Annotated in this window: 23 protein-coding genes and 1 tRNA gene; 10 read left to right on the top strand and 14 right to left on the bottom strand. The window is 71.0% G+C overall.

The window, feature by feature from the left end:
- The first annotated feature begins 80 nt into the window (after positions 1-80).
- Positions 81-1,322: a sensor histidine kinase gene (locus EDF18_RS01230; RefSeq protein ID WP_123545681.1), complete on the top strand. Its 1,242-nt coding sequence runs from the start codon at positions 81-83 to the stop codon at positions 1,320-1,322.
- Positions 1,319-1,987: a response regulator transcription factor gene (locus EDF18_RS01225; RefSeq protein ID WP_123545679.1), complete on the top strand. Its 669-nt coding sequence runs from the start codon at positions 1,319-1,321 to the stop codon at positions 1,985-1,987. Before EDF18_RS01230 ends, EDF18_RS01225 begins: the two co-directional genes overlap by 4 nt.
- Before the next feature lie 138 nt (positions 1,988-2,125).
- On the opposite strand, the gene EDF18_RS01220 is transcribed toward EDF18_RS01225, so the two are convergent.
- Positions 2,126-2,470 carry a MerR family transcriptional regulator gene (locus EDF18_RS01220; protein ID WP_123545677.1) on the bottom strand — a complete coding sequence of 115 codons (345 nt, stop codon included), beginning with the start codon at positions 2,468-2,470 and terminating at the stop codon, positions 2,126-2,128.
- Positions 2,471-2,526: 56 nt separating this feature from the next.
- On the opposite strand from EDF18_RS01220, the gene EDF18_RS01215 reads away from it, so the two are divergent.
- Complete coding sequence (locus tag EDF18_RS01215; RefSeq protein ID WP_123545675.1) at positions 2,527-3,468, top strand: SDR family NAD(P)-dependent oxidoreductase; 942 nt, start codon at positions 2,527-2,529, stop codon at positions 3,466-3,468.
- A 95-nt stretch (positions 3,469-3,563) separates the two neighbouring features.
- On the opposite strand, the gene EDF18_RS01210 is transcribed toward EDF18_RS01215, so the two are convergent.
- On the bottom strand, positions 3,564-4,409 hold the full coding sequence (locus tag EDF18_RS01210; RefSeq protein ID WP_233568933.1) for a helix-turn-helix transcriptional regulator: 846 nt from the start codon (positions 4,407-4,409) through the stop codon (positions 3,564-3,566).
- A gap of 100 nt (positions 4,410-4,509) precedes the next feature.
- Between EDF18_RS01210 and EDF18_RS01205 the strand changes: the two genes are divergently transcribed.
- Positions 4,510-5,481 (top strand): SDR family NAD(P)-dependent oxidoreductase, encoded by a 972-nt coding sequence (locus tag EDF18_RS01205; protein WP_158614590.1) that lies wholly within the window; start codon positions 4,510-4,512, stop codon positions 5,479-5,481.
- Positions 5,482-5,673: 192 nt separating this feature from the next.
- Here the strand turns inward: EDF18_RS01205 and EDF18_RS01200 are convergent, their stop codons facing one another.
- From EDF18_RS01200 to EDF18_RS01190, 3 genes are all read right to left on the bottom strand, one after another.
- Entirely contained in the window at positions 5,674-6,849 is a 1,176-nt protein-coding gene (locus tag EDF18_RS01200) for a zinc-dependent alcohol dehydrogenase (RefSeq protein WP_123545673.1), read from the bottom strand.
- A complete protein-coding gene (locus EDF18_RS01195) occupies positions 6,846-7,280 on the bottom strand; it encodes a hypothetical protein (protein ID WP_158614589.1) in 435 nt (144 codons plus the stop codon). Before EDF18_RS01195 ends, EDF18_RS01200 begins: the two co-directional genes overlap by 4 nt.
- Positions 7,281-7,626: 346 nt before the next feature.
- A complete protein-coding gene (locus EDF18_RS01190) occupies positions 7,627-8,553 on the bottom strand; it encodes a helix-turn-helix transcriptional regulator (RefSeq protein ID WP_123545669.1) in 927 nt (308 codons plus the stop codon).
- Positions 8,554-8,982: 429 nt separating this feature from the next.
- Between EDF18_RS01190 and EDF18_RS01185 the strand changes: the two genes are divergently transcribed.
- On the top strand, positions 8,983-9,339 hold the full coding sequence (locus tag EDF18_RS01185; RefSeq protein WP_369878080.1) for a transporter substrate-binding domain-containing protein: 357 nt from the start codon (positions 8,983-8,985) through the stop codon (positions 9,337-9,339).
- Positions 9,336-10,343 (top strand): cation transporter, encoded by a 1,008-nt coding sequence (locus tag EDF18_RS01180; RefSeq protein WP_123545667.1) that lies wholly within the window; start codon positions 9,336-9,338, stop codon positions 10,341-10,343. Before EDF18_RS01185 ends, EDF18_RS01180 begins: the two co-directional genes overlap by 4 nt.
- A 798-nt stretch (positions 10,344-11,141) precedes the next feature.
- Here EDF18_RS01180 and EDF18_RS01175 read toward each other — a convergent pair.
- Positions 11,142-11,456 carry a hypothetical protein gene (locus tag EDF18_RS01175; RefSeq protein WP_123545665.1) on the bottom strand — a complete coding sequence of 105 codons (315 nt, stop codon included), beginning with the start codon at positions 11,454-11,456 and terminating at the stop codon, positions 11,142-11,144.
- 82 nt (positions 11,457-11,538) lie between these two features.
- Positions 11,539-11,703, bottom strand: a complete 165-nt coding sequence (locus EDF18_RS16185) for a hypothetical protein (RefSeq protein WP_158614588.1) — start codon at positions 11,701-11,703, stop codon at positions 11,539-11,541.
- Positions 11,704-12,002: 299 nt separating this feature from the next.
- Here EDF18_RS16185 and EDF18_RS01170 point away from each other — a divergent pair, with 299 nt between their 5' ends.
- From EDF18_RS01170 to EDF18_RS01160, 3 genes are all read left to right on the top strand, one after another.
- On the top strand, positions 12,003-12,416 hold the full coding sequence (locus EDF18_RS01170) for a hypothetical protein (RefSeq protein ID WP_123545663.1): 414 nt from the start codon (positions 12,003-12,005) through the stop codon (positions 12,414-12,416).
- Between the two features lie 44 nt (positions 12,417-12,460).
- Positions 12,461-13,417 carry a helix-turn-helix domain-containing protein gene (locus tag EDF18_RS01165; RefSeq protein WP_123545661.1) on the top strand — a complete coding sequence of 319 codons (957 nt, stop codon included), beginning with the start codon at positions 12,461-12,463 and terminating at the stop codon, positions 13,415-13,417.
- A gap of 142 nt (positions 13,418-13,559) precedes the next feature.
- Entirely contained in the window at positions 13,560-13,964 is a 405-nt protein-coding gene (locus EDF18_RS01160; RefSeq protein WP_148050019.1) for a hypothetical protein, read from the top strand.
- Between the two features lie 174 nt (positions 13,965-14,138).
- Here the strand turns inward: EDF18_RS01160 and EDF18_RS01155 are convergent, their stop codons facing one another.
- The 7 genes from EDF18_RS01155 to EDF18_RS01125 form a co-directional block, all read right to left on the bottom strand.
- Positions 14,139-15,119, bottom strand: a complete 981-nt coding sequence (locus EDF18_RS01155) for an alpha/beta hydrolase (protein ID WP_123545657.1) — start codon at positions 15,117-15,119, stop codon at positions 14,139-14,141.
- The gene (locus tag EDF18_RS01150) at positions 15,112-16,635 is read right to left on the bottom strand and encodes an MFS transporter (protein ID WP_369878079.1); all 1,524 of its coding nucleotides are present in this window, start codon (positions 16,633-16,635) and stop codon (positions 15,112-15,114) included. Before EDF18_RS01150 ends, EDF18_RS01155 begins: the two co-directional genes overlap by 8 nt.
- 223 nt (positions 16,636-16,858) lie before the next feature.
- On the bottom strand, positions 16,859-18,253 hold the full coding sequence (locus EDF18_RS01145) for an NAD(P)/FAD-dependent oxidoreductase (protein ID WP_123545655.1): 1,395 nt from the start codon (positions 18,251-18,253) through the stop codon (positions 16,859-16,861).
- 179 nt (positions 18,254-18,432) lie between these two features.
- Positions 18,433-18,684 (bottom strand): hypothetical protein, encoded by a 252-nt coding sequence (locus tag EDF18_RS01140; protein ID WP_123545653.1) that lies wholly within the window; start codon positions 18,682-18,684, stop codon positions 18,433-18,435.
- Between the two features lie 82 nt (positions 18,685-18,766).
- Positions 18,767-19,744: an aldo/keto reductase gene (locus tag EDF18_RS01135; protein ID WP_123545651.1), complete on the bottom strand. Its 978-nt coding sequence runs from the start codon at positions 19,742-19,744 to the stop codon at positions 18,767-18,769.
- 106 nt (positions 19,745-19,850) lie between these two features.
- On the bottom strand, positions 19,851-20,738 hold the full coding sequence (locus EDF18_RS01130; protein ID WP_123545649.1) for an alpha/beta hydrolase fold domain-containing protein: 888 nt from the start codon (positions 20,736-20,738) through the stop codon (positions 19,851-19,853).
- 133 nt (positions 20,739-20,871) lie between these two features.
- Positions 20,872-20,956, bottom strand: a tRNA-Leu gene (locus tag EDF18_RS01125).
- Positions 20,957-21,054: 98 nt separating this feature from the next.
- Between EDF18_RS01125 and EDF18_RS01120 the strand changes: the two genes are divergently transcribed.
- Complete coding sequence (locus EDF18_RS01120) at positions 21,055-22,377, top strand: M20/M25/M40 family metallo-hydrolase (RefSeq protein ID WP_123547203.1); 1,323 nt, start codon at positions 21,055-21,057, stop codon at positions 22,375-22,377.
- The last annotated feature ends 12 nt before the right edge of the window (positions 22,378-22,389 follow it).

The raw sequence follows: 22,389 nt of genomic DNA, 5'->3' as shown, positions 1-22,389 counted from the left end.
AGCAGGGCGCGATGACCTCCGCCGCCCGCCCTGACGCCGATCCCACCGGGGGTCGGCGTCGGTCGTGGTTGACTCGCCCCATGGATCCGCAGGCGCGTCGCACACCCGCGTCGCGCTTCCGGTCGGCGTTCCCGTCGTTGCTGGTCGCGGCCGTCGCGCTCGGGTACGTCGCACTCGACCTCGGTGGCGAGCAGATCCCCACGACGGTGCCCGGCGACGTGCCGCCCCTGGTCCACGCGGCCCTCGTGCTCGTGCAGTCGATCGCGCTGCTGGCGCGGCGGCATCGGCCCCTCGTCGTGCTCGCAGTCGTCGTCGCCGCCGATCTCGTCGTCCTCGCCACCACGGCGGGCGAGCTCGGCATCGGCGCCCTGGGTGTCATCGTCGCTGCGTACACGCTCGCCCGCCGCGTCGACCGCACCGCCCGGCTCGTCGCGCTCGTGGCCGCGGCGGCCGCGACCGCCCTGGTCGGGGCGGCGGCGATGGTCGTCGGCCCGGTGGGTTCGCCGGCCGGGGTCGTGCTCGCGACCGCGGCTGCCCGCGTCGTCGTGCTGTACCTGCTTCCGGCGGTGGTCGCCGAGCAGGTCCGTGGCCGTGAGCGCCTTCGGGAGGCGCTCGACGCCCAGGAGCGCTCGGTGGAGCGGGAGCGGCGGGAGGATGCCGACCGCGCCGTGCGGTCGGAGCGTGCCGCTCTCGCCCGCGAGCTGCACGACATCGCCGGCCACCACCTGTCCGGGATCATCGTCGGGGCGCAGGCGGCCACGGCCCTGGTCGCCAGCGACCCCGAGCGGGCGCGGGAGATGCTCCGCACCGTGCAGGACGACGCCCGCATCACGCTCGGCGACCTGCGCCGCACCGTCGGCCTGCTGCGCGACGACGAGCCCGAGGCGTCGGGGCGGCCCGTCGCGGCGCCCACCATGGCCGGCATCGAGGGGCTCGCGGAGGCGGCACGCGAGCGGGGCCAGGACGTCACGACGGTCGTCGGAGGCCAACCGAGGCCGCTCGGCCCACTGGCCGAGGCGACCGCCTACCGGATGGTGCAGGAGTCCCTCGCCAACGCCGCCCGGCACGCCCCGGGAGCGCCCTGCCGCGTCGCCGTGACCTGGACGGACGACCAGGTCGAGGTGTCGGTGCGGAACGAGGCCGCCGATCCGGCCCTGGTCGCCCCGGGCGCGAGCACGAGCACGGGCACCGGCTACGGCCTCGCCGGCATGGCCGAGCGCGCCGAACTCGTCGGCGCCCGGCTGACGACGGGCCCCGACCGGCACCACGGCGGCTGGACGAACCGACTCGTCCTCGTGGGCGACACGGGGCGCGCCTCGTGATCCGCGTCGTGGTCGCCGACGACCAGATGGTCGTCCGGGCCGGGCTATCCGTCGTGCTGGGCGCAGTCGACGACCTCGAGGTCGTCGGCCAGGCCGTCGACGGGGCCGAGGCTGTCAGCCTCGCCCGAGCTCTGCGCCCCGACGTGGTGTGCATGGACATCCGCATGCCCGGCACCGACGGCATCACCGCCACCCGGCAGATCACTGCCGACCCGACCATCGACGCAGGCGTGCTCGTGCTCACGACCTTCGACGTCGACGCCGACGTCTTCGCCGCGCTCGAGGCGGGCGCAGCCGGGTTCCTCCTCAAGGGCACGGACGAGGCCACCTTGGTGAGCGCCGTCAGGTCGGTCGCGGCCGGGGAGGGCACGCTTGACCAGAGGCTCACCCGCCGCGTGCTCCGAGAGTTCGGCGCGCGCCGCGCCGGCGCCGGGGGACGGGCGACGCGTGAGAACGCGGAGGGCGCCCGGCTCACCGCTCGTGAGCTCGACGTGCTGCAGCTTCTCGCGCAGGGGTCGTCGAACGCCGAGATCGCGCAGAGCCTGTTCGTCGAGCTGACGACCGTGAAGTACCACCTCGCCGGGCTCCTCCAGAAGACCGGTTCCCGCGACCGGCTGCAGGCAGTCCTCTGGGGCATCAGAGCCGGCCTCGTGCAGGTCGGCTGACCGACGACCCTGATCGTACGAGTTCGCACCACTACGAGTCGATGTCCTGATGATCTGGGAACCAGTGACCGTTCCGGTAAAGGATCGGCCACCGGACGACTTCTGCTTCGTTCACACGTCGCGCACGCTCACAGTAGGTCAGGCGTTGGCGGTCAGGTATGACGTGAGGGAGGCATCGATCATCTCGAAGCGAGCGGCGCGCGTCCGTACGTCGTCTCGTAGCGTGGCCACTTGGCGCAGGAGATCTGGGCACGCCGCTTCGGATCGTTCTCCGACCGTGCAGGGCAAGACGTCTCTGACCAGGGAAGAGGGCATGCCCATGTCGAGGAGGGAGCGGATCGTCTCGACCATCGCGACCGCGTTCGGGGCGTATTCGCGGTAGCCGTTCGACTGGCGCTCCGCGCTGAGGAGGCCCTGCTCCTCGTAGTACCGCAGAGCACGCGGGGTCGCCCCCGTCTTCCTGCTCAGCTCACCGATGCGCATGGTGCCCTTCCTGGTCCCTTGACCTTCACGCTGACGTCAGACTCTACGCTCCGAGCATGACCCCGCTGACGCACCCGACTCGCACCCGCCTGTCCGATCCTCTTGCCTCCGCCCCGGACCTCACCGGTCGGCGCGCAGTCGTCACAGGCGGGTCCAGTGGGCTAGGCCTGGTCACCACCCGGGCGCTCATCCGTCGCGGTGCCACAGTCGTGATCGGAGCCCGCGACACGGCACGGACCCAGCGCGCACGAGACCACCTGATCGCAGAGCTGAACCTGCCGGCTGGCCGCCTGATCGTCGCGCCTCTCGATCTCATCGACCCACACTCGATCCGTGACTTCGCGAAGGCCGTAGGCGACGCGCCTCTCGACCTGCTGGTGCTCAACGCCGGCATCAGCAGCGTCCCCCTCCGCCACGACCACGCCGGCATTGAGAGCCAGTTCGCGACGAACCACCTCGGTCACTTCGCTCTGACGGGGCATCTGCTCCCGTTCCTCGTACCTGGAGTCGACCCCCGGATCGTCACCGTGTCCTCGGCTCTCTACACCGGGGCCACGCTCGACCTCGACGACCTCTCGAGCCGCACCTCGTATTCACCCGGGCGCGCCTACAGCCGTTCCAAGCTGGCAAATGTGATCTTCGCCGTCGAGCTGCAGCGACGCCTCAGCGCACAGGGCGGTACGGTCCGGAGCTTTGCCGCACACCCCGGAATGGCGCGCACGCCCCTCCACGCGACGTACCCCTCCGCAGCCACGAGGGTCCTGACCGGCGCTGTTGCCCGAGTCATCGGCCGCGATCCAGGTCCTGCCGACATCGGAGTTCTGACCGCCGCCCTGAACCAGGAGGCCACGCCCACACTGTTCTGGGGTCCTGCGGGCTCCAAGACCATCCCCGACGCACTCGGGCAGCCCTTCGCCGCTGTGGCCTCCGACTCCGCGACAGCCGCCGCCCTCTGGTTGAAGTCAGAGCAACTATCTGGTGTCGGAATCCTGAGCTGAAAACACAGGCCGTGGCCTTCGACCACTGAGTTTCAGGCGTCCCGATAGACGATCCTTGAGCGAGAGGAAGTCCGTGAGGCGTTGCTGCCCGGGTGCTACTGCCTGATCCTCGATGTGTCCGCGGCGCCTACGGACAGCAGCACCAGCGCGCGCGCCGTCATCGAGCCGGCCTCGCAGCCGTAGACGACGAGCTGCAGGCCGGGTGATCCCTGCACGGCGAAGGTGTGGGCGTCGAACTCGAGCCGCCCGACCTCGTCGTGCTCGAACCGCTTGCCCGTGGTCGTCTTGCGCTGTACCCGCTGGGCGCTCCACCGCGCGGCGAAGTCGGGGCTCGCGTCATTCACGTCCGCGACCAGGCGAAGGAGGCGCGGATCGGCCCCGAACTCCGCGGTCGCTGCCCGCAGGCTCGCGACGGTCGAGTCCGCAGCTCGGGCCCAATCGGCGTGGAAGTGCCGCGCCGCCGGGTCGAGGAAGGTCATCCGCACGAGGTTGTCGAACCGTCCGAAAGGCGCGTACACCGCTCGGGCCAGGGCGTTCGCGGCCAGGACGTCGTGCGCCGGGTCGATCACGAACGCGGGGTGCGTGGACCACGAGTCGAGCAGCTGCCCGAGGGCGGGCGTCGCCGACGTCGCCACGCGGGGGAGTCGCGGCGGAGCCACCAGCCCCGCCAACGCGAACAGGTGGTCACGCTCGTCGCCCTCGAGCTCGAGCCCGTCAGCGATGCCCTCGAGCACAGCCGCTCCGGGGCTGACCTCCCGACCCTGCTCGAGGCGGGTGTAGTAGTCGACGCTGAGGCCTCCCAGCACCGCTACCTCCTCGCGCCGCAGCCCCGGCACCCGGCGCACGCCACCGCCGGGCAGACCGAGCGACTCTGGAGCGAGGCGCCCGCGGACGGCGCGCAGGTACGCGGCGAGGGTCAGGTCATCGGCGGGCAGGAGCACGGGACCAGGGTAGGTGGCCGGCACCGCACCTCCCTGGTCCTGGCGCACCCCGGCACGACACGGCACGGGACCGGGACCGGCGCCCCGGGAGAGTGAGGGTATGGACACCACCAGCACAGCACTCCCCGCCCACCCTTACCTCGGCCTCTGGGTGACGGCCGACGGCCGCATCCGTCATGAGCTGCGGGCCGACGGTCGCTACGTCGAGGCACGCGGCGACCGCGAGGCGGCCTACGCCGGCCGCTACGAGGTCGACGGCGACCACATCGACTACCGCGACGACACCGGCTTCACCGCAGACGGCGACTTCAGGGACGACGTCCTGCACCACGCGGGCATGGTGCTGCACCGACGGAAGGTCGTCCTCGTGACGGGCGCCTCCAGCGGCATCGGGCGCGCGACGGCGCTCCGCCTCGCCGCAGCCGGCCACCCCGTCGTGCTCGGAGCCCGGCGCACCGACCGCCTCGACGCGCTCGTCTCCGAGATCGAGGAGGCTGGCGGCATGGCGACCGCGGTTCCTCTCGACGTCACCGACCTCGCATCGGTGCAGGGGTTCGCGGCGGCGGCACTGGCACGCTTCGGCCGGATCGACGTGCTCGTCGCGAACGCCGGCGTGATGCCGCTCTCGCCCCTCGCGGCGGGCCTCGTCGACGAGTGGGACCGGATGATCGACGTCAACGTCCGTGGTCTCCTGCACAGCATCTCAGCGACGCTGCCCACCATGCTCGTCCAGGGCACCGGGCACGTCGTGACCATCGCGTCCGTCGGGGCGTACGACATCTCGCCCACGGCTGCCGTCTACTGCGGCACGAAGTTCGCGGCACGCGCGATCACCGAGGGGCTCCGCCAGGAATCGCCGCGCGGGATCCGCGTGACGACTGTCTCGCCCGGCGTCACCGAGTCCGAGCTCGCGTCCACGATCACCGACGCCTCTGCCGCCGCCGCGATGGTCGTCTACCGTGCCGAGTCGATCTCCGCAGACGCGATCGCCCGCGCCGTCTCGTACGCCGTGGCCGAGAGGCCCGACGTCGACGTCAACGAGATCGTCGTGCGCCCTGCTGCGCAACGCTGAGTCGCTTCTCGACACCGCGGCGAGGCGTCCGGCGGATGTCGGGAGAGATGGCTGCCATCACCGCTCGGGTGTCGCTGTCCCGATAGACGATCGGCGGCCGGACGGTCACTCTCGCGACTGGCGTCGAACGAGCAAGCCCTGCTCTCATGATCTCTTCCCTTCCTTCGGTGGTGGGGTGACGGAGGCGCGGTGTCAGGTGCCGGGACGGAAGACGGCGCGGACGCAGCCGTCGTCCTTGGACTTGAACATCTCGTAGCCCTCGGGCCCCTGCTCGAGCGGCAGGACGTGGGTCGCGAGGTGCTCGGTGTGGAGCTCGCCGGCCGCGATGCGGTCGAGGATCATCGGGATGTAGCGGTGGCCGTGCTGCTGGGCACCGCGCAGGGTGAGGCCCTTGTTCATGACGGCTCCGAGCGGGAACTTGTCCACGAGCCCGCCGAAGACGCCGAGGCTGAACACGCTGCCGCCCTTGCGACAGGCGTAGATCGCCTCGCGCAGCGCGGTGGGCCGGTCGGTCTGCAGCCGCAGCTGTTGTTTGACCTGGTCGTAGAGGTGTTGCGCGCCGGTGCCGTCGGCTTCCATTCCGACCGCCTCGATGCAGACGTCGGGGCCGCGACCACCGGTGCGCTCCTTCAGTTCGGCGAGGACGTCGTCCTGTGCGAAGTCGAGGATCTCGGCGCCGACGTGCTGCCGCACCTGGTCGAGCCGTTCGGGTAGCTGGTCGATGACGACGACCTGTTCCGCCCCGAGCAGCATGGCGGCGCGGGCCGCCATCTGACCGACGCCGCCGGCACCCCAGACGGCGACGGTGTCACCGGGCGTGATGCCGGCGAGGTCGGCGCCGGTCCACCCCGTGGGGGCGGCGTCCGAGGCGAACAGTGCTGCTTCGTCCGAGACGCCGTCGGGGACGGGGAAGGCACCGTGGTCGCCGTAGGGCACGCGGATGTACTCCGCGTGGCTGCCGGCGTAGCCGCCGAGCGCGTGGCTGTAGGCGAAGCATCCGCCGATGGGGGAGCCCCAGAGGGTCTCAGTGAGGGCGGGGTTGGGGTTGCCGTTGTCGCACAACGAGTACAGCTCGTGGGTGCAATACCAGCACCGGCCGCAGGCGACGAACGAGCAGACCACGACGCGCTCGCCGACCTTGCGCTCGCGGACGGCCGACCCGACCTCGACGATCTCGCCCATGAACTCGTGGCCGAGGACGTCGCCCGACCGCATGGTGGGGATGTACCCGCCGAGCAGGTGCAGGTCGGACCCGCACGTCGTGCTGAGGTGGACCTTGACGATGACGTCCTGGTCGTTGAGGATCGTCGGGTCGTCGACGGTCTCGACCGAGGTCTCGTTGACGCCGGTCCAGGTGAGGGCCCTCACAGCAGTCCCTCCTCGTCGGCACGGTCGGTGGCCTCGTCGACGACGGCGCCGGTGGGGGTGGCCTTGCGCTCGCCGTGGGGAGTGGGGTCGACCCGCAGGACCTCGCCGGCCTCGATGACCTGCTTCGCCCGTCGGAGCGCCACGCGGATCTCCTTGGCCGCCTCGTCGGCGTCGTCCTCGGACGAGGCGGGTTCGCGGAGGCGGGCGCGCAGTTCGGTGCCCTTGTCGGCGGGTGCGGGCCGCGCCTCCACCTCGACGGTGTCCCGGAGGTCCTCGAAGAACGGTGGGATGTCGTCGGCACCGAGCACGTCCTGCGGCTGGGCGAGGATCGTGACGGCCTGCCACCGGGAGCGGGACTCCTGGGGGGAGCCGGCGCCCTCGTCGGGGCGGCGGCGGTGGCGTCGTCCGACGACGGCGGCGGCTGTCGCCACGGCAGCGACGCCGGCAGCTCCGGCCAGGCGGCCGGCCATCACGCGGCCCGCCGCGACGGGGGAGCACTACCGGCTCCCTGTTGATCGATCGTTCTCATCTCGACCTCCTCGGTTCGCGCGAGTGCGCAGCTGTCCGGATGTGGAAGCGAGGCCCCGGAGCCTGATCCGTCCGTCTGGCCGCTCGCCCGACGACCAGTGTGCGCGCCGCGCCACCGCGCCCGGAAGGGGATCATTTGACCCTTGACATCCCCCCGCTGCCGCGACTTACGTGGAGAGGTTGGCGTTCAGGAGGAGAGACTGAGCGGGTCACCGACCGGATGAGGCAAGAGCGTCTTCGACGCTGATGTCACCGCTGCAGGGTCTGTCGCGGTGACTCCTCGAATTCCTCACGGTACGCATGAGCGAAGCGGCTCGAGTTGGTGAACCCCCACCGTCTCGAGACGTCGGTGACCGTCGTGGCGTCCGGGGTCGCGGCCTGCAGCTCTCTGTGTGCTTCACTGAGGCGCACCCGGCGTAGGTAGTCCAGGGGAGTCATGTCGAGGGTCTTCCGGAAGGCCATCTGCAGCCCGCGGACACTCACCCGGGCTGCTTCTGCGATCTCGTGGACCCCTATCGGTGCTGCAGGGTCGTCCTCGATGAACTGGATCCCGCGACGTACCGAGGTCGGCAGGGCGGTGTCGGCGGCAGGGAGTGTGCAGCGCTCGAGGGAGATCTCGAACACGTCGAGGGCGGACGCCAGGAGCAAGTCGACGGTCGCTCGGTGCATCAGTTCGTAGCCTCTGAGGGACGGGGCCGAGAACACCCTCGTGGCGTGGCGGGCGACGTGGGACCAATGGGCGACGCCCGCGTCCGAGAGGGCGTCGGTGCCCCCGAAGCGGAGCCGGTCGCGGCGGTTCTCTGCGCCCGCGCACGTCCTGAGGGCCTCCAGGCGCAAGTTGACCATCCTGAGACGGTGATGGGTCGACTGCGATCGTGCACGGCCGGGAGGCAGGACGAATCCCCGCAACGAACGGACTGCCTCGTCGTTGCTCGTGACCCGGTAGTCACCGCCTGAGGCAGAGCCGATGCCCACCATCCCGTCGAGATCCACCACGACCTCAGAACGGGAGTTGACGGCGAACAGGGCGATGGTGGCTGTGTCGTCGCCGAGGACGCGTTGGCGATAGGTGAACGGTGTCGAACAGTGCTCGAAGCCGCTTCCGGGGTAGACGCGCCTGATCATCTCGTCCGCCTCGGAGGGGTCCCGGGTCGTGAAGTCCGTGTCGACGAGCATCTCGTTGTCTCCCTCCGCCCGAGCCCCGGTTGGTCGGATGTCGATCGCGCCTGAGGTGACGCCAGAACAACCTACGGGTTCGACGGTTCCCGCCGCCGCCTCCTCCTCCGCAGCAGCTCCCGTCAGCAGCGATGCTCGCGAGAAGATCGGTCGAGCGTCGCCCGGGAGCGAGCGCCCACCGCCGCCTTACTCCTGGCCTTGCGTCGGCGGGACCCCTTGACTTCCGGCCGTCCTGCTGCGGGAGGATGGCGACGAGGAGCTCGCCTCTGGGCTTCATCACTCGATCGAGGTGTGGGCGTGCGGCGACAGGAGACTGTGAGGACGGCGGTGGTCTGCGGGCTGTCGATGCTCCTCCTGACTGGCTGCGGAGCGACGATCCCGACCGATCCGGACGGGACCCTCGGCAGGGCGAGCGGGGGCACGTTGAGGGTGGGGGCGACCGAGAACGGCACCTGGGTCGATGTCCGCGAAGGGGCAGACCCGGTCGGCACGGAGCCCGAGCTGGTCAGGTCGTTCGCGTCGAACCTCGGTGCGGAAGTGGAGTGGTCCACGGGCAGCGAGGAGGCACTGGTGGGCGACCTGGAGGAGGGTGACCTCGATCTGGTGATCGGCGGGCTGACGGCGGAGACGCCGTGGTCGGAGAAGGCGGGCACGACTCGGCCCTACACGACGGGCAGCGACGAGGGCGGCGCGACGGTGGAGCACGTGATGTTGGTGCCACGGGGCGAGAACCGCTTCCTGCTCGAGCTCGACGCGTTCCTGCTCGGCGCGGACGGTCCGCGATGACGAGCGCCGACCGGGCCGCGAAGTTCGGGCACACCGCGCTCCCGGACGAACAACGCGACGCCCTGAGGCGAGCCGTCCAGCTCGAGTGGGCCACCGTCGGGGTGCTGGTCGTGACCGTGACGCTGATGTTCCTGGTGCTCGGCAGCTCCCAGGCGATGCGGGCGGCCTGGGTCGAGGACATGCTGTCCTTCCTGCCCCCGATCGCGTTCCTCGTGGCCACCCGGATCATCCGTCGTCCACCAACCGAGGACCACCCGTACGGATTCCACCGAGCCACCGGCATCGCGCACCTCGTGGCCGCCGCCGCCCTGCTCGTGATGGGCGCCTACCTCATCGTCGACTCCGGATCGAAGCTCCTCACCGCCGAGCACCCGACGATCGGCGGCATCGAGCTCTTCGGCCACACGGTCTGGCTCGGCTGGCTCATGATCGCGACGCTCGCGGTGACATCGATCGCCCCGGTGCTCCTGGGCCGTGCGAAGCTGAAGCTGTCCGAGACCCTCCACGACAAGGTCCTCTACGCCGACGCCGACATGAACAAGGCCGACTGGACGACCGGCGTCGCCGCGATCGCGGGCATCGTCGGCATCGGGATCGGATGGTGGTGGGCAGACTCCGTCGCAGCGCTGTTGATCTCGCTCAGCATCGTGCGCGACGGCCGGAGGAACGTGAAGGGCGCCGTCGCAGCCTTGATCGACACCCGAGCGAGGACGTACGACGAGCACGAGGCACATCCGCTCAGCGATCGCATCGACCACCACCTGACCGGGCTGGCCTGGGTGGCTGAGGCGAGATCACGGGTCCGAGACGAGGGACACGTGTTCCATGTCGAATCGTTCGTCGTTCCCGTGGACGGGTCGATGCCGTCCCTCCAGGAACTCGAGCAGGCACGGTCGGAGTGCGTGCACCTGGACTGGAAGGTGCAGGACATCGTGATCGTGCCCACCGCCGAACTGCCGGGGGAGTTCCTGCCCGGGCTGGCCGCGTCCGGCGGGGAACGCTGATCGAGAGAAGGTCAGTGCTCCCGAGCTGGTCGCCCAGGATCAGGGGCTGCACTCACACGACGAGGGCGGACGCGACTGTCGCAATGATCGTGAGACCGAGTGCCACTGAGAAGACTCGAATCTGTAGACGCGACTCCAGGGCCGCTGCGGGCTCTAGGTCGCCTTGATCGATGAGCTGGCGAGTGTGTCGGTTTCGTCGTACCGCCATGACGAGGAACACGATGACGGTCGCCGTGGCAGCACCAAATCCAACAGTCACGACACGAGCATCCCAGGGTGTCTGGAGGTGCTGACTGCGTCCGGTAGACGATCGCTGGCCGGGCTCCACGGCTCGTGGGCCGGCTCGGTGGCATCGCGGTGCCTTTGCCGCAGGTGTTGCTGGGTCGCTGATCTTCGGGTCACAGCGACCCAGCAGAGCGAAGCGTCATCGCTTCACGGAGCCTCCATCTGGACCGCAGCTAGGGACTGCGGGTGCGGGGAGCGCGGATGGAGGCGTTCGATCAGTCAGCACCGGCAACTCCGGGCGAGCTGACTGAGGTCAGGAGATGAGGGAGGGATCCGATCCAGAGGACGTGACTGCGAGCGTCAGTTTCAGATAGCTGACGAGGTCCTCATGGGCCAGGCCCTGCAGTGCGGATGTCGAGAGCACGGGGCCTGTGGTCCTCCGGTCCGCGGCTTTTCTGGGCGTCATCGGTCGGTCAGTTGCTGAGTCGTGTGCTCAGTCGTCTTCGAGGGCGGTGTCGAAGGAGGACTCGTGGTCCGTCGTGCTCTCGGCGAGGATGCGCTCGGCGAAGGTCATCAGGACGCCATCAGCAGCTGTGCCGGCTCGGACGTGAAGAAGTCTGCGTAGGTGAATTCAGCGGCCGATGCCCGGAGTCCGACTTCGTGGCGGCTCGTGATCCGTGCCAGGCGCGACAGGGCTGCGGCCGTGTCGCGGCGGCGGCGCTTGGGGTACACGTCGATGCAAACGGCCGGGACACCGTCGAGGCCGACGTAGCCGCTCCGCGCAGAGACGGCCTCGCGGGCAGGTGCGGCAGGGGTGCCGGTCAAGCGGGTGCGGACGTGGTCGACGAGGGCGTCGTGGCTGAGGGTGCGGAGCTGGGTGCTGGTCATGCGAGTTCCTTGAGGAGTGCTGCGACGTCGAACGGTTCTGTCGGCGTCATCTCGATGTAAGGAGTGGTGGCGGAGACGGTGTTCATGCACCGATCCCGAGCGCGACAAGGAACGCGGCGATCAGGGACGCCGACGCGGCGACCGCGGCGGTGGCGATGACGGCGAGGTTCGCCTGGCGGTGGGTGTCACGGACCTCGCTGAAGGGGGAACGGGCGGTGGCGCTGTTCGGGGCGTGAACGGTGCTCATGATCTGTCTCGTCTCTTGCTGCTGCTGATTCCCGCGCTCATAAGGAGCGCCGATAGGGGAACCATGGCAGGCCCCTCGCCCGGGACCAACTGGGGTGCGCGTTTAACGAACTGGGGTACGCGGCCCTGACCGGGATGCGTACTACCGCCCGGTTTCCCGGGGCTCAGCCCTGTGAAGGCGTACATCCGTTTCGACACTGGGCGACACGTGGGGCACAGTGGAGGCCGTCCACCCGCGGGTGCAGCGGTGTCCTTGAGACACAGGCCTGCACCTCACACCGACCCGAAAGCATCGCGCTCATGACTCGTACGACCGACCAGCAGCTACAGCCGCTGCCGTTGGCTGTGCGCGGACGCAGCGACGTCGCACTCATGGACGACTGGGCGGACTTCTACGGTGCGTTGGCGGACGATCTTGTCTTCGAGTGCAGCGTCGAGGTCGACCACGACGCCCGAGGGGTCGCGGTCTACCGCGACCGGGTGGTCCTCGACCAGCCCGACAAGACCGTGCCGACCGTCGTGGAGCTCGAGCAGATCACGTCCTGGGACGTCACCACCGACGGTGACGAGGCAGTCGTGACCGTCCGCGGGGACGCCCGCCAGCGCACCCGCTTGCCTCTCGGCTACGCCGGCGCGATCAAGGTCGCCCTCCGCGAAGTCCTCGGCGACCCGTCGCAGCAGTGGCAGCCAACGCGCAATTCGGACACTTCCTAAACTATTGAGCTTTTTACGGGGGGTCTTCGTGACATAGTTCCGGGGTGCAACCAGGTGAGGACTCCTACGCGAAGTCAGAGACGGCTGGCCGTAGCCTCGACCAGGCGAGGGCCCTCTATGAGGACACGTACAACGGGGACCAGTTCCGCACCGAGCGCAGCGGGCAGGACTTCTCCTACCGGTACACCAGCACCGGCAACGACGACGTGACCCTCCGGTCCTCGACCTTCCTCGGGTCGATGCAGGGCTCCCTGGTCCCCAAGGACGAGTACATCGTCGCGTGGATCACCGCCGGCGAGGGTGTCTACGACCTCGACGACGACCAGCTCGCCCTCGAGCAGGGCCACCCCGTGGTGTTCCCGACCGGCAAGCAGTTCTCGTTCGACATGGTCGACTACCGGCAGAACCTCGTCCACTTCGATGCCGCCTACCTCGAGAAGGTCGCCGCCGAGCACGAGGGCGCCCTGCCCGGCCCTCTCGTCTTCGACATGATGACCAAGCCGGACGACGCTCGCCTGCGGCAGTGGAAGCAGACCATCGGCACCGCGGCGAGGACCGTCCTCGGAACCGAGCCCTCACCGCTCCTGCATGCCGAGATCAACCGGATGACGGCGATCGCGATGCTCGACACCTTCGCCCACACAGCCCCCCAGGTCGACCCGGTTCTCCTTGCCCCGCGGAACGCGCGCCTCCGGGAGGCCGTGGAGTACATCCACACCCACGCACGCCTCCCGATCAGCGCGACCGACATCGCCCAGGCAGTAAACCTCAGCCCCCGAGGCCTGCAGCAGGCCTTCAGTCGCCAGCTCGGGGTGACCCCGACGGAGTACCTCCGCGGGGTCCGCCTCGAGCACGTCCGGGCGGTCCTCACGAACATGCACCCCGACGCCGGCACCGTCGCCGACGTCGCCCGGGAATGGGGCTTCGTCCACCTGAGCCGGTTCGCGGCGAGCTACACGGAGAAGTTCGGGGAGTACCCCAGCGACACCCTCAAGCGATGATCCCGGCGGGACGCCCGGGTGCACCCAGGAACCCCACCATAGGCAGCGGGGTCTGGGGCGTAGCCGCAAGCTGCCGCTGCACCTAGCTGCCCGTTCACCGGCACCGTCGCCGAGATGAGTTCCGGACTGCTACAACTCACTCGTGGCGATCACGACTCCGCGTCCTGGGGTGCTCGAGTCGCTCCGCACGACCGTCGTCAGCTGCGTGGCCCTCCTGGTGCTCGTCTTCGCCGCCCGACGACGACCCCTGGCAGACCAGCTCGCGCTTCGACTCAGCTTCGCGGCTCTGACCCTGCTCCAGATCGCCGTCGGCTCGATCATCCAGATCCGGACGTACTCCGTCGTCCGGGGCCTGGACGACGAGCTCACCTCATGGTGGGGTGGATGGCTCCTCGAGGTCGGGATCAACCCCGCGGCCCATCTCACGCTGGCGGTGTCGATCTTCCTCGTCGTGACGAGCACGCTTGTCCTGCGAGCTCAGCGGCACACCGGCGCGGCCGGTCCGTCATCGAACGGGCACACCCGCTCCGTGTCCTGGAGAACGTGATCGCGGGGTGTCGTACGTACTGGCCCCGACTCGTCGACGGTCGGTCCGGTCCGGAGGCTCGTCGACGGGTGCCAGGTGACGGATCGTCCTAGGGTCTCGTGGTCGGGACCCTGGGTCGAGTCCTCCAGGGGCGGGCCCGGAGCGGGCGATCCACCTGCCCGCCCCGGGATCCCGTCAGGGTGTGGGATCGAGGAGGCGCCCGGTCCACTCGCACAGCGCGGTGACGGCCCGGCGCGACAGGGTCGCTCCCGGCATCATGCTCGCCGACCCGTGGAACGCCCCCGGCCACACGTGCAGCTCCGCCTGCACGCCGGCCGCCCAGAGTGCGCTGGCCCAGGCGACGGTCTCGTCACGGAACACCTCGGCGCTGCCGCAGTCGACGTACGCCGGCGGGAGGCCCGCGAGGTCCGTCGCGCGACCGGGAGCGGCGTAGATCGACACGTCGTCACCGCCGCGGCGGTCGCCGAGATAGGCGTCCCAGCCGAACCGGGTCATCTCTCGGTCGGCGACGCCCACGCCGTCGTACTGACGGGCGGAGAGGGTGGCGTCTCGATCGTCGAGCATGGGGCTCACGAGCACCTGCCCGACGAGGGCCGGCCCCTGTCGGTCGCGGGCGAGGAGCGCCGTGCCGGCGGCGAGTCCGGCCCCGGCGCTCTGGCCGACGACGATGACCTGCCCCGGGTCGACGCCGAGCTCGTCGGCGTGCTCGACGACCCAGACGAGGCCGGCGTAGCAGTCCTCGACCGGGTACGGGTCGGGGTGCTCCGGGGCGAGACGGTAGTCGGGGCTGACCAGGACGGCGTCGTGCACGAACAGCCAGTCGTCGTACGAGTCGAGGTTGCCGAGGTGGTGGCCGAACATCATTCCGCCGCCGTGGATCGCGTAGGCGCAGGCCGCGGTCCCGGTGCGGCCGATGCGCTGCACGACCGCGAGGGCGATCGGGTCGCCGAGGTGCCCGGGAACGGTGACGCTGCGCCTCTCGAGACCGCGGGCGCGCAGTCCTTCGTCGAGCTGCGCCTCCGTCATGTCCAGCTGTCGCATCCGCGGCAGCATCTCGGTCTCGAGCCGGAAGCGGCCGCGGGCGTCCATGGCTTCCAGGAAGGGAACGAACTCGGGGTCGAACGGCGGGCGGGGCAGGGCGGTGACGTCAGGCACGAGAGGGCTCCTGGGTGGTGGGGGCGAGAGCGGTCGAGGAGGCAGGCGCAGGGGTGCCGGGGGCCAGGTCGGCGGCTCGTGCCCGGAGCATCCCGACGACGACGAGCACGGCGGCGACGGCGGCGAGGCCGAGCCCGGCGACGGTGAGGGCGTCCTCGAAGTCCGCGAGTCGCAGGGCTGTCCACGGGGTGGTCGTGATGCTGCCGGTGACGACGGCCGCGACGATCGTGCCCGCCGCGGCCACCGCGGCTCCTCCCGCGAGCTCGCTCGAGGTGTCCACGAGGGCCGCACCGACCGAGGTGCGGTCGGCGGGGAGGCCCGTGAGCACGGAGGCTCCGGCCACGACGCCGACGACGCGCATGCCGGCGGCGACGAGAACGAGAGCGACGAGCACCCAGACGTACCCGTGACGGCTCAGGGCGCCGAAGACGGCGAGGCCGGACACGACCGCGGCCGCGCTGACCCACGCCGCCCGGCCGAGGCCGACCCGCTGCACGAACGGCCCCACGAGGCGACTCCCCGCCAGGAGCACGACGACCTGCGGCAGCGTGCCGGCGGCGGTGAGGGCCGGCGGCCAGCCCCAGGCGAACTGCAGCTGCAGCGTGACGAGGTACGACAGCCCGGCGACGGCGAGGCCCGACGCGGCCTTGAACGCGAGGCCACTCGACACCAGGGGGCGGGAGAGCAGGTGCAGGTCGACCACCGGGTGCCGCGCCGTCCGCAGGCGCACGATGAACCCGGCCCCGCACGCGACGGTCAGAACGACCGCGGCCCACCCCCACGAGGAGGCGGTAGCTGGCCCGACGAGGACGGTCGGCGTCACGAGCAGTCCCGCCACGGTCGCGGTGCCGAGCAGCGCGCCGCCCACGTCGACGGGGTCTGGCCGCAGCCCCGCGGCGTCGTCCCGAGCGACGCCGCACCGGATGCCGACGAACGCCAGCACGGCGATCGGCACGTCGGCCAGCAGCAGCACCTGCCACGGAGCGACGGCGAGCACGAACCCGCCGACGGTCGGACCGACGGCGAGGCCGACGAGCCCCGCGGTCGAGATCACCGTGAGGGCCCGGACGCGGAGGCCCTCGTCGTCGAACAGCCGGAACGCCAACGCCATCGACCCGGGGGTGGTCATCGCGGCGGCGACGCCTGTCAGCACCCGGACGGCGACGAGCTGCTCGGTCGTCGTGACCGCGACGGTCGTGAGGCTCACCACGGCCAGCAACACGAGGCCCGTGAGCATGACGCGGCGTCGCCCCACCCGGTCGGCGACGGCGCCGAAGAGCAGCATGAGCCCGCCGAAGGCGACCGCGTAGGCCCCCGACACCCACTGCAGGCCCGTCGTCGAGGAGCCCAGCTCACGGCCGATCGTCGGCAGGGCGACGTTGAGGACCGAGGTGTCGAGCATCTCGAACAGGAACACCGCGGACAACCCGGCCAGGGCGATCCACGCGTCGGACAGCCGCGGAGGCGCATCGCCGGCGCGCAGGCGACCGCGGAAGACAGAGGTACTGGGGGACACGGGGTGCACTCCTTCTGGGAAGAAGTGGCGACTCGTTCGATGCCGCGTGCGGGTGCGTCGCAGAGCGCGACGCCTTTTACCTCAGTGATCGTGAGCGTACACGAACCGACGACCCGGCCGGAGACGGTCCGGCGGCACCGTGCACGAGCGCAGACGCGGGGCGACGACGAAGGAGGCGCGCCCCGGTCACCCGGGACGCGCCTCCTTCGATCGGACGGTCGCGCTACTTCTTCGCGGCGCCGGTCTTCGTCGCGGGCTTCGCCGCGCTCTTCGACTCGGTCGCGGGGTCCGACTTGGGCTGGACGACCGGCGTCACCTTCAGGAACCCGGCACGCGGGTCCTTCAGGCCGACGAGCGGCGTCTGGTCACGGCCGCCGAAGAAGTTCGTGATCCAGCCGGTGAGGATGCGCCACTTGCGGTTCAGCGTGGGCATCGCGTACAGGTGGTACCCGCGGTGCGCGAGCCAGGCCGGCACGTTCGTGACGGACACGCCCTTGAGCACGCCCGCCCCCTTGCCGATGCCGTAGCTCGCGACCGTGCCGAGCGACTCGTGACGGTACTCGGAGGCTGGGGCGCCCGAGAGCGCCGCGATCACGTTGTCCGCGACGGTGACTGCCTGGCGGACGGCGTTCTGCGCGTTCGGCGGGTAGTAGGCAGGCTGCTTCTCGGCGAGCAGGTTCGGCACCTGCGCGACGTCGCCCAGCGCCCAGACGCCGTCGAGCTTCTCGCCCTGCTCGGTCTCGACCTGCAGGGTGGCGCTGACGTTGACGTGGCCCTTCGGGCCGAGCGGCAGGCCGAGGTCGGCGACCACCGGGTTGGGCTTGACGCCCGCCGTCCAGACGATGGTGCCGGCGGGGATCGTCTCGCCGTCGCTGAGGACGACGTCGCCGTCGACGCACGACGGCATCGTGGTGCCGAGGCGCACGTCGATGCCGCGGCCGCGCAGGTGGCCCAGGGTCCACTTCGAGAGCTCAGGGCCGACCTCGGGCGCGACGCGGTCGAGAGCCTCGACGAGGACGAACCGCAGCTCGTCGCGCGACAGGGTCGGGAACTGGTCGACGGCCGCCTTGGCGGCGTCGTCGAGCTCGGCCATCGCCTCGACGCCGGTGTAGCCGCCGCCGACGAAGACCACGGTGAGCAGCTTGCGACGCGTCGCGGCGTCGGTGACCGACGCGGCCTCGGAGATGTTCCCGAGGATGCGGTCGCGGACGTACTGCGCCTCCTCCACGCTCTTGAAGCCGACGCCGTTCTCGGCGAGGCCGGGCGTCGGGAACGTGCGCGTGACGGCGCCGAGTGCGACGACGAGCTGGTCGTAGGCCAGCACCTGGTCACGACCGTCGGCCGTGGTGACGGTGACCTTCTTCGCGGCCGAGTCGAGGCCCGTGACCCCGGCCTCGACCACGGACGTCTTGCGCAGTGCCTTCCGGAGCTGCACGGTCACGTCGCGCGGGGCGATGTGCCCGCCCGCGACCTCCGGCAGGAACGGCTGGTACGTGTAGTACGGCGACTGGTCGACCAACGTGATGCTGGCGCTCTGCGGCGGCCGGCGCTTCTGGAGCTCGAGTGCGGCGGTGAGCCCGGCGGAACCGCCGCCGAGGATGATGATTCGCTGTGTCATGGATGTGTTCCTCCCTGCGACGACCGTACTCTGCGGGCAGCGCACGGGTCGAGCCGCCGGGCCGGGCTCGGCGATGCCCGGCCGGGACCACGGCCGAGCACGACGTGGCCCGCAGGCACGACGACGCCCCGGCCTCGAGGAGGCGCGGGGCGTCGTGCGGGGGAGTGCGACCAGCTGCGTCAGCGGTCGGAGGGGACGTCCGAGTCGGTGTACGAGCCGTCGGCCTCGCCGTCGTGGGGGCCGGCGGTCGTGCCGCCGTCCTCCGGGATGTCGCTGTCGACGTACGAGCCGTCCGACTCGCTCGACGTCGTGCTGTCGTGCGAGACGTGCGTGTCGCCGTCGACGTGGCCCTCGTGGTGCTCGTGCTTCTCCGTGCTGGTGTGCTCGGTGTGCTCGTGCTGCTCGTCGGTGCCGTGGTGCTCGGTGCCCATGGGGTGCCTCCGTGTTCGTCGTGGCGGTCGGCGTCCTCGCCGCCCGTGCGGCTCACAGTAGACGGACGCCGCGCCCCGTGGGTCAGAACCCCTCGTTCTCCCGGGTCACGTAGGGCGTCTCGAGCCGGTCGAGCTCGTCGTCCGTCAGCCAGACGTCGGCGGAGGCCACGGCGTCGTCCAGGTGCTGCATCTTGGTCGCTCCGACGATCGGGGCGGAGACGACCTCCTGCTGGCGCACCCACGCGAGGGCGACCTGGGCGCGCGACACGCCCCGTTCCTCCGCCACCTCCGCCACGGCCGCGGCGACGCGACGATCGCCGTCCTCCTGCTGCTTGTAGAGGGTCTGGCCGAAGCGGTCCGTCTCGGTGCGCGCGGTCGTGGCGTCCCAGTCGCGGGTCAGCTTGCCGCGCGCGAGCGGCGACCAGGGGACCACGCCGACGCCCTGGTCGAGGCAGAGCGGGTGCATCTCCCGCTCCTCCTCGCGCTGCACCAGGCTGTACTGGTCCTGCATCGAGACGAAGCGGGTCCAGCCGCCGAGGTCGGCCGTGTGCTGCGCCTTCGCGAACTGCCACGCCCACATGCTCGACGCGCCGATGTACCGCGCCTTGCCGGAGCGCACGACGTCGTGCAGCGCCTCCATCGTCTCCTCGATCGGAGTCTCCGGGTCCCAGCGGTGGATCTGGTAGAGGTCGACGTGGTCGGTGCCGAGCCGGCGCAGGCTGTCGTCGATCGCGCTCATGACGTGAGCCCGCGACAGCCCCGCGCCGTTCGGCCCGTCGTTCATCCGGCCGTTGACCTTGCTGGCGATGACGACCTCGTCCCGTCGCGCGAAGTCGGCGAGCGCGCGGCCGACGATCTCCTCGCTCGTGCCGTCGCTGTAGACGTCGGCGGTGTCGAACGTCGTGATGCCCTGCTCCAGGGCCCGACGGATGAAGGGCCGCGAGGCCTCCTCGTCGAGGGTCCACTCGTGGGCGCCCCTGCCCGGCACGCCGAAGCTCATGCAGCCGAGGATGACGGTCGAGACCCGCAGGCCGCTCGTGCCGAGTCTGGTGTGCTCCATGGTGTTCGTCCTCTCGTCCGGCCCGCGCTCGTGCGGGCCCTCACTCGTCGCCGCCGAGACTAGGCCGATCCCGGGCCGGACGGAGGCGCGGGCCGGCACCCGGAGGTCAGGGCCGGCCGCGCAGCACGCCGGCCAGGTGCGCGGTCGCGCGCCGCGCCTCCCTCGTCCAGGGCGCGCCGACGAAGACGTGGAATGCCCCGCGGTAGACGCGCAGCTCGCCACGCCCGTCGACCCGGGCGAGTCGCCGGGCCAGCTCCTTCGCGTCGGCGACGAACAGGTCGCGGTCGCCCTGGTACGTGAAGACGGGCGGGAGCCCGGCGAGGTCGCCGAAGAGGGGACTGACGAGCGGGTCGCGTCGGTCACGGTCGCCGGCCCACCAGGCGCCGGCGACGACCAGGCCGTCCCGTCCGAGCATGGGGTCCAGCTCGGCGAGCCACGGCACCTCGGGATCGCTCAGGGTCGCGTCGAGCCAGGGCGACACCAGCAGCACCGAGGAGGCGGCGGGCCGGCCCGTGTCGCGGTGCCGCATCGCCTGCGCGAGGGCGAGCGCGCCGCCGGCCGAGTCCCCGCCGAGGTGGACGACGTCGGCCCCCTCGGCGCGGAGGCCGTCGTGCACGGCGTCGAGCAGCCGCACCGCGTCGTCGACGTCGTGCTCGGGCGCGAGCCCGTAGAGCGGCACGGTGACCGTCACGCCGGAGGCGCGGACCAGCCGGGCGAGCAGGGCCCAGTGGGTGCGGAGCGCCGGGTACACGTACGCACCGCCGCACGTCCAGATCAGGTGCGCCCCGGTCGCGCCCCGACGCGGGGTGATCCGGACGACGCGCTGCCCCTCGACGGTCGTCTCCGTCACGACGGCGACGCGGTGCAGCACCCGGGGGAACGGCGCGGCCTCCGGACCGCGCTTCGCGATCTCGCGCCGCACGCTCTGCTCGCTGCGCGTCGTGCGGGGGAACAGGTACAGCAGCGAGCGCGTGGCGGCCATGAGGAGCGACATGAGCCGACCCTACGGCTCCCGTCACTCACGGCGACAGTGACGGGACAAGGGAAAGGGCCCCGCCGAAGCGGGGCCCTTTCTTGACACTGTCTCAACCAATGTCGTGATCTCAAGGTATGGAACTTGCGATCGGTGTCCGAGGGGGGACTTGAACCCCCACGCCCTATACGGGCACTAGCACCTCAAGCTAGCGCGTCTGCCATTTCCGCCACCCGGACTGGATGGTGCCTGCCGAAGCCGACCACGAAACACTAGCACGGCCGCGGAGGCACTCCTGACCACGGGCAGGAGGCGGTCGCCGGGTACCGTGGACCGCATGACGACGAGCGCTCCACAGCCGGACCACCACGACCTCGACGAGACGGCCGTCATCGCGCGCGACCTGATCCGCTTCGACACCTCCAACTACGGCGGCGGCCGGTCCGAGGGCGAGGCCGACGCCGCCGAGTACGTCGCCGAGGCCCTCCGGGCCCTCGACCTCGAGCCGCAGCTCTTCGAGTCCGAGCCGGGCCGCGTCAGCGTCGTCGCCCGGGTCGAGGGCGCCGACCGCGCCAAGCCCGGCCTCGTCGTGCACGGCCACCTCGACGTCGTGCCCGCCGACCCGGCGAACTGGTCGGTCGACCCGTTCGCGGGCGTCGTCAAGGACGACATGCTCTGGGGCCGCGGCGCCGTCGACATGAAGAACATGGACGCGATGATGCTGACGTCGCTCGGCGACATCATCCGCTCCGGCGAGCGCCCCGCGCGCGACCTGGTCGTCGGCTTCTTCGCCGACGAGGAGGCCGGGGGAGTGCTGGGCTCGCACTTCCTGGTGAAGGAGCACCCCGAGCTCTTCGCGGGGGCCACGGAGGCCATCAGCGAGGTGGGCGGCTACTCGACCTACATCGACGGGCGTCGCTCGTACCTGCTGCAGACGGGCGAGAAGGCGCTGATCTGGATCACCCTCCGCACCCGCGGCACCGCGGGCCACGGCTCCCAGATGATCAAGGCGAACGCGGTGACGCGGCTCGCGGAGGCCGTCGCCGCGCTCGGCCGCCAGGAGTGGCCGATCGCCCTCACCGAGACGACGACGGCCCTGCTCCGCGAGGTCGCGCGCATCCTCGACGTCGACGTCACGCAGACCGCGCCGGACGAGCTCGTGCTGCACACCGGCACGGCGCAGGGCTTCATCCGCGGCTCGCTCCGCACGACGACGAACCCGACGATGCTGACGGCGGGCTACAAGCACAACGTGGTCCCCGACACGGCGGAGGCGCGGGTCGACATCCGCTGCATGCCCGGCCAGGAGGAGGCGGTCCTCGCCCAGGTGCGCGAGCTCGTCGGCGACGACGTCGAGATCGAGACCGTCCACACCGACATCGGGCTCGAGACGCCGTTCTCCGGCGACCTCGTCGAGGCGATCACGGACACCCTGCAGCGGCACGACCCGGGCGCGCCCGTGCTGCCGTACCTGCTGTCGGGCGGCACCGACAACAAGGCGCTGAGCCTGCTGGGGATCGCCGGCTACGGCTTCGCCCCGCTCCGCCTGGGGGAGGACATGGACTTCCCGGCGATGTTCCACGGGGTCGACGAGCGGGTCCCGCTCGACGCACTAGCCTTTGGCAGTCGCGTCCTCCGGGACCTCCTGGCGACCTACTGACACCCCCACCAG

Source organism: Frigoribacterium sp. PhB107, assembly GCF_003751515.1.
Classification (GTDB): Bacteria; Actinomycetota; Actinomycetes; order Actinomycetales; family Microbacteriaceae; genus Frigoribacterium.
The sequence above is the reverse complement of the archived record's forward strand: the minus strand, read 5'-3'. Positions and strand labels throughout refer to the sequence as shown.

What these genes read in the sequence shown, in the direction of transcription:
- EDF18_RS01230 (WP_123545681.1), top strand. Translation starts at nt 81, where the DNA reads ATGGATCCGCAGGCGCGTCGCACACCCGCGTCGCGCTTCCGGTCGGCG.
- EDF18_RS01220 (WP_123545677.1), bottom strand. Translation starts at nt 2,470, where the DNA reads ATGCGCATCGGTGAGCTGAGCAGGAAGACGGGGGCGACCCCGCGTGCT.
- EDF18_RS01215 (WP_123545675.1), top strand. Translation starts at nt 2,527, where the DNA reads ATGACCCCGCTGACGCACCCGACTCGCACCCGCCTGTCCGATCCTCTT.
- EDF18_RS01205 (WP_158614590.1), top strand. Translation starts at nt 4,510, where the DNA reads ATGGACACCACCAGCACAGCACTCCCCGCCCACCCTTACCTCGGCCTC.
- EDF18_RS01190 (WP_123545669.1), bottom strand. Translation starts at nt 8,553, where the DNA reads ATGCTCGTCGACACGGACTTCACGACCCGGGACCCCTCCGAGGCGGAC.
- EDF18_RS01180 (WP_123545667.1), top strand. Translation starts at nt 9,336, where the DNA reads ATGACGAGCGCCGACCGGGCCGCGAAGTTCGGGCACACCGCGCTCCCG.
- EDF18_RS01175 (WP_123545665.1), bottom strand. Translation starts at nt 11,456, where the DNA reads ATGACCAGCACCCAGCTCCGCACCCTCAGCCACGACGCCCTCGTCGAC.
- EDF18_RS16185 (WP_158614588.1), bottom strand. Translation starts at nt 11,703, where the DNA reads ATGAGCACCGTTCACGCCCCGAACAGCGCCACCGCCCGTTCCCCCTTC.
- EDF18_RS01170 (WP_123545663.1), top strand. Translation starts at nt 12,003, where the DNA reads ATGACTCGTACGACCGACCAGCAGCTACAGCCGCTGCCGTTGGCTGTG.
- EDF18_RS01145 (WP_123545655.1), bottom strand. Translation starts at nt 18,253, where the DNA reads ATGACACAGCGAATCATCATCCTCGGCGGCGGTTCCGCCGGGCTCACC.
- EDF18_RS01140 (WP_123545653.1), bottom strand. Translation starts at nt 18,684, where the DNA reads ATGGGCACCGAGCACCACGGCACCGACGAGCAGCACGAGCACACCGAG.
- EDF18_RS01135 (WP_123545651.1), bottom strand. Translation starts at nt 19,744, where the DNA reads ATGGAGCACACCAGACTCGGCACGAGCGGCCTGCGGGTCTCGACCGTC.
- EDF18_RS01130 (WP_123545649.1), bottom strand. Translation starts at nt 20,738, where the DNA reads ATGTCGCTCCTCATGGCCGCCACGCGCTCGCTGCTGTACCTGTTCCCC.
- EDF18_RS01120 (WP_123547203.1), top strand. Translation starts at nt 21,055, where the DNA reads ATGACGACGAGCGCTCCACAGCCGGACCACCACGACCTCGACGAGACG.